This window comes from Nguyenibacter vanlangensis (assembly GCF_013376155.1).
GTDB lineage: Bacteria > Pseudomonadota > Alphaproteobacteria > Acetobacterales > Acetobacteraceae > Gluconacetobacter > Gluconacetobacter vanlangensis.
Map to the genome: position 1 here is coordinate 1 of NZ_JABXXP010000196.1, position 4,872 is coordinate 4,872.

The window sequence follows — 4,872 nt, forward strand, 5'->3', positions numbered from 1 at the left end:
TATGGCGGCACGGCCGCCCGCCTGCCGGATCGGGCGGCATGAGCGTGCGCGCGCTGGCCGGGATCGCGGCCCTCGTCGGAGAATATGACGCGCTGTTCGTCGATCAATATGGCGTCCTGCATGATGGCGCGGCGCCCTATCCGGGTGTCCGCCGCACGCTGGCCCGCCTGCGCGATGCGGGCCGGCGTGTGCTGCTGCTGAGCAATTCGGGGCGGCCCGGTCCCTATAATGCGGAACGGCTGGCGCGGCTGGGGTTTGATCCCGGGCTGTACGAGATGATCGTGACCTCCGGCGACACGGCGCTGGCGCGCTCGCCGCGACGCCCGGGCGGGCGGACCTGTGGTCGTGATGCAGGAAGCCAAGGCGGCATGCGGACCGGTCATATTTGCGCATGGCCGAGAGATGACCCCCGCCAGGTCGGTAACGCCCTGGTCGCTTCCCTTTTGTAGCCCGTTTTGGTACCATTCGTCTCGGCGTGTCGAAACGCTTTTTCCATGTGGGCGGCCTCCTATGTCGGGTGGCCTGCCGAATACAACACCCGGACCTATGGTCCCGTGGTGAACAGTCTCGGCTGTTCGTCGCAGGGGAATAGGCAGGAGGTGCGTACGCCCACTGGGAAAACACCTTTCGACCCGCCCGACGCCAGGGAAGGGCGGTGGCCACGTGTCTCTGAACGAAAAAGTACGAACCGGTCATTCTCTGCGTCGGCTGTCTTTCGTTTTTGACTTCCCATTGGAAATGCCGAAGATGCCTCACTGCTTCTCCGGCCGAATGAGGAAAAAGGAATGACCGGTCATGACATTACCAGTTCTTTACAATTGCCCCCCATCCGGAAATTGCTACAAGGTCAGGCTCTTCGCAGCGCTCGCTGGGATTGATCTCGATATCCGTGACGTCGATCTGGTCGCCGGTGCACACAAGACGCCTATGTTCACGGCGCTCAACCCCTGGCAGCAGGTGCCCGTCCTTGAGGATGGTGAGACTGTTATCTGGGATTCCCAGGCCATTCTCGTCTATCTTGCTGAAAAACATGACAAGACGGAGTGGTGGCCAAGCAAACCGGCTGTGCGCGCTCGCATCGTCAAATGGCTCTCTGTCAGCGCCAACGAAATCCAGCATGGCCCGGCGGACGCACGACTGGTGAAAAAATTCGATTCTCCCCTTCGGTACGACGACGTAGTGACAGCCAGTAGGAAGATATTACCGATTATCGACCGCCATCTCGCCGACCGCGTGTGGCTCGCAGGCGAGGGACCGACATTGGCTGATTGTGCAGCCTATCCCTATCTGAAATTGGCTCCGGAGGGGGGCGTTTCCCTGGAAGCGTATCCTGCTCTTCGGCAGTGGCTGGGACGTATCGAGGCTCTACCCGGCTATATCACCGTCGAAGCGTAATCTGCTGTATGCTTATGCTGGGCGCACCTGTGGTCGACATCGTTGTCGGCCAGAGTGGCCGGTGGCCGCTTATGCCAAGATTTTTCGACGGCCGCGCTTGCGCTCCGGCAATATGATGGCCGCTCAAGGCGAGATCGGTCCCATGCCCGATTGCGCCATCTTTGCGGATATGGGCTGGGAACCACGGGTCGTCTATGACCATCCGGCCTGGCTGCGCTCGCCGAACGTTCTCGTCGAGGTCGATCGTGCTCTGCGTCGTGGTCTGCGCGGCATTCACGGTGAGGTCTTCCTGCATCGTTCGGCGACCCCATTGGCAACGGTCCCGCTGACCGACACCGAGAAGACCGGGCAGGCAGACCTGTTCCTCAACGCGTGTGGCGGGATGCGCGGGGTATGAGGCCGGGGCAGAGGAAGAGGGAAGGGGAGGTTTCGCGACGGATTTCGAGGCTGGGAGAGGGTCTTCCGGTCGTCCGTCGTGGAGTTTCCGGCCATGGCAAGCGCCATCCAGAAAATCACCCTCAGTTCGTCCCGTGGTATCCCCTTCAACAAGCTGGTGCTGTCGCAGTCCAACGTCCGCCGGGTGAAGGCCGGGCAGTCGATCGACGAACTGGCCGCCGACATCGCGCGGCGCGGGCTATTGCAGAGCCTCAACGTGCGGCCGGTCCTCGACGCGGACGGCGCGGAAACCGGCACGTTCGAGGTGCCGGCGGGCGGACGCCGCTTCCGCGCCCTGGAGCTGCTGGTCAGGCAGAAGAAACTGAACAAGACGGCGCCGGTTCCCTGCGTCGTGCGCGAGGCCGGATCGCCCATCTTCGCCGAAGACGATTCCCTGGCCGAGAACGTCCAGCGGGTCTCCCTGCATCCGCTGGACCAGTTCCGCGCCTTCCGGACCCTGCTGGAAAAGGGCCTGTCGGAAGAGGAGATCGCTGCCGCGTTCTTCGTCCCGGTCACGGTCGTCAGGCAGCGCCTGCGCCTGATGACCGTCTCGGAAAAGCTGCTCGATATCTATGAGCAGGATGGCATGCGGCTCGACCAGGTGATCGCGTTTTCGATCAGCGATGACCACGCGCGTCAGGACCAGGTATGGGAGATTCTATCCGGCGGCCATAACCGCGAGCCCTATCTGATCCGCCGGATGCTGACCGAGAAGACGGTGCGCGCATCCGATGCCCGCGTCCGTTTCGTCGGGCTCGATGTCTATGTCACCGCCGGCGGCCACGTCATGCGCGATCTGTTCGAGGCCGACGATGGCGGCTGGCTGAATGACCCCGCCCTGCTCGACCGGCTGGCCATGGACAAGCTGAGCGCTGCGACCGCCGAAATCCGCGCCGAAGGCTGGAAGTGGGTCGAAACCGCCCTGTCCTTCCCCTGGGGGCATACGCGGGCGTTCGACGAAATCGAAGGCCGGCCGGTCGCCATCACCGAGGACGAACTGGCTCGCCTCGCGGCCCTGCGCGCGGAACAGGAGGCAATCGAGGCGGAATACGCCCAGGCCGACGAACTGCCCGCCGACGTCGACGCCCGGTTGGGCGAGATCGAGCAGGCCATCGAAGTCTTGGAAACGCGCCCCGTCACCTTCGATCCGGCCGAGATGGCGCGTGCTGGGGTCTTCGTCAGCCTCGACAGCGACGGCACGCTGCTAGTCGCGCGGGGCTTCGTCCGCCCCGAGGACATGCCGACCGACCCGGATGACGATGCGGCGTCGGCTGACGCTGAGGTGGGGGAGACGGATGACGATGCCGATTCCGAGGCTTCCGACGCTGGTGCCGTATCCAGCCAGGCGGTCACGGAGGACGACGAGCCCGAGGACGAGGATGGATTGAAGCCGCTGCCCGACCGGCTCGTCACCGAATTGACCGCCTGGCGGACGCTCGCGCTGCGTGACGCTTTCGCCAGCAACCCGCATGTTGCGCTCACCGAGTTCCTGCACACGCTCTGCCTGGTGCTGTTCCACGATATTTATGACGGCGCGTGCCTTCAGGCCGGTGTCCGTACGGTGTCGTTCCCCGTCCAGGGACCGGACCTCGCCGGCAGCATTCCGGCACATCAGGTGCAGGCACGCGACGAGGCCTGGAAAGCCGATTTGCCCACCGGCGAAGACGCGCTCTGGACCTGGCTCGATCATCTGGACAACGACAGCCGTCTCGCCCTGCTGGCGCACTGCCTCTCCCAGGGGGTCAACGCGCTCTATGAGAAGGTCCATCCCTACGGCGCCGTCTCGCCGCGGACGATCGAGCGGCGGATCGCCCGGGCTGACCGGCTGGCGGCGGCGTTGCGTCTCGATCCCGTGGAGGCGGGCTGGACGCCGACAATCGATAATTATCTCGGCCGCGTCACCAAGGCGCGCATTCTGCAGGCGGTGCGCGAGGGGCGCGGTGAACAGGCCGCGCGGATGATCGCCCACCTCAAGAAGCCCGACATGGCCCGCGAGGCCGAGCGGTTGCTGGACGGTTCCGGCTGGCTGCCGGAGGCATTGCGGACAGGCTCACCATCTTTGGCCAATCAGTCAGATAACGTCAGAGGCGATAATGCTGCGGAGGCCTCCTTCGCGGAGACGCATGTCGCCGCAGACTAGCTTTTCTCATTTTCTGGCGTTTGCAGCACACGATGTGCGTGTATCGTGGCTTGTGCGTTTCTCGACGATGACCGTGAATAGAAATCGCTACTCGTCGAGTATTGCGGAAAGGGTCCAGCATGAACATGTATAATGTATACTGCTCGGTTCGAAATCGAATCGTGGGCGTTCAGTTTGTCGGTTGGTTCACGAAGGCAGATAGTATCGAACGATGGCTGAAAATCTGTGAAATACCATTCAAACTTTTTGGATGGTTTTTGTTGATTGTTACGGTCAGCGAAGCTGCGAAGGCGCTTTCCAATCCGACTCTTTGGGTGATCTCAATCATATTGATCGTTTCCTGGAGCGGTGCCTTGACCGTTATTCTTCTATCTTTTGAAGAGACACTGCTTAAATCTATCGAAAAAAGGTGGTGTGAAAGTAAAAAATGGAAATTTTATTTGACTCATTTCCTCGTGATGACGATAGGCACGTATGTGCTCTCTCAGTATGAGGCGAGAACATTGGTGCCTCCGTTGGTTACGGCCGTCAGGGCCATGCTCCATTTTGCTCATTGAGAGCCAATTGACGCGAATGATCCTTGGCGGCTTCCGGTTCCCGGAAGCCGCTTTTTTTATGTCGAGCTGGCCTGCAAGGGAGAGCGAGGGCGGCTTTGCCTCGGATGCCGAATATCCGGCCCAAGAGGAGAGTCTCCATGTCCGCTACCACCATCCTGCCGTCCGCCCGCCCTGTGGGATTCCGCATCGACCCGTCGCGGGGGCGGCGTGACGCCCGTGTGTCCTCGGAATGGTTTTCCCGCCCCGACGACGAGCGCTACCTGTCGCTGGCCGATCTGCATGCTGCGACCCTGGCCCGCGCCGAACGCGCGACCGCCCGCACCGTCGAAAGCCGCGCCATCCGCG

General features: G+C 62.3%; 4 protein-coding genes and 2 pseudogenes. All 6 read left to right on the forward strand.

The features are described from left to right. Positions 1-449 (forward strand): annotated as a pseudogene (locus tag HUK84_RS10460) (hypothetical protein); the annotation flags it as partial. Between the two features lie 346 nt (positions 450-795). Continuing rightward, entirely contained in the window at positions 796-1,395 is a 600-nt protein-coding gene (locus HUK84_RS10465) for a glutathione S-transferase family protein (protein WP_176640244.1), read from the forward strand. 61 nt (positions 1,396-1,456) lie between these two features. Then, positions 1,457-1,792 (forward strand): hypothetical protein, encoded by a 336-nt coding sequence (locus tag HUK84_RS10470; RefSeq protein ID WP_176640243.1) that lies wholly within the window; start codon positions 1,457-1,459, stop codon positions 1,790-1,792. 93 nt (positions 1,793-1,885) lie between these two features. Continuing rightward, complete coding sequence (locus tag HUK84_RS10475; protein WP_176640245.1) at positions 1,886-3,970, forward strand: ParB/RepB/Spo0J family partition protein; 2,085 nt, start codon at positions 1,886-1,888, stop codon at positions 3,968-3,970. A 161-nt stretch (positions 3,971-4,131) separates the two neighbouring features. Continuing rightward, entirely contained in the window at positions 4,132-4,527 is a 396-nt protein-coding gene (locus tag HUK84_RS10480; RefSeq protein WP_176640246.1) for a hypothetical protein, read from the forward strand. A 137-nt stretch (positions 4,528-4,664) separates the two neighbouring features. Beyond that, positions 4,665-4,872: pseudogene (locus tag HUK84_RS10485) on the forward strand (DUF932 domain-containing protein); the annotation flags it as partial.

Coding starts and splice junctions, on each gene's coding strand:
- HUK84_RS10465 (WP_176640244.1), top strand. CDS start 796: ATGACATTACCAGTTCTTTACAATTGCCCCCCATCCGGAAATTGCTAC.
- HUK84_RS10475 (WP_176640245.1), top strand. CDS start 1,886: ATGGCAAGCGCCATCCAGAAAATCACCCTCAGTTCGTCCCGTGGTATC.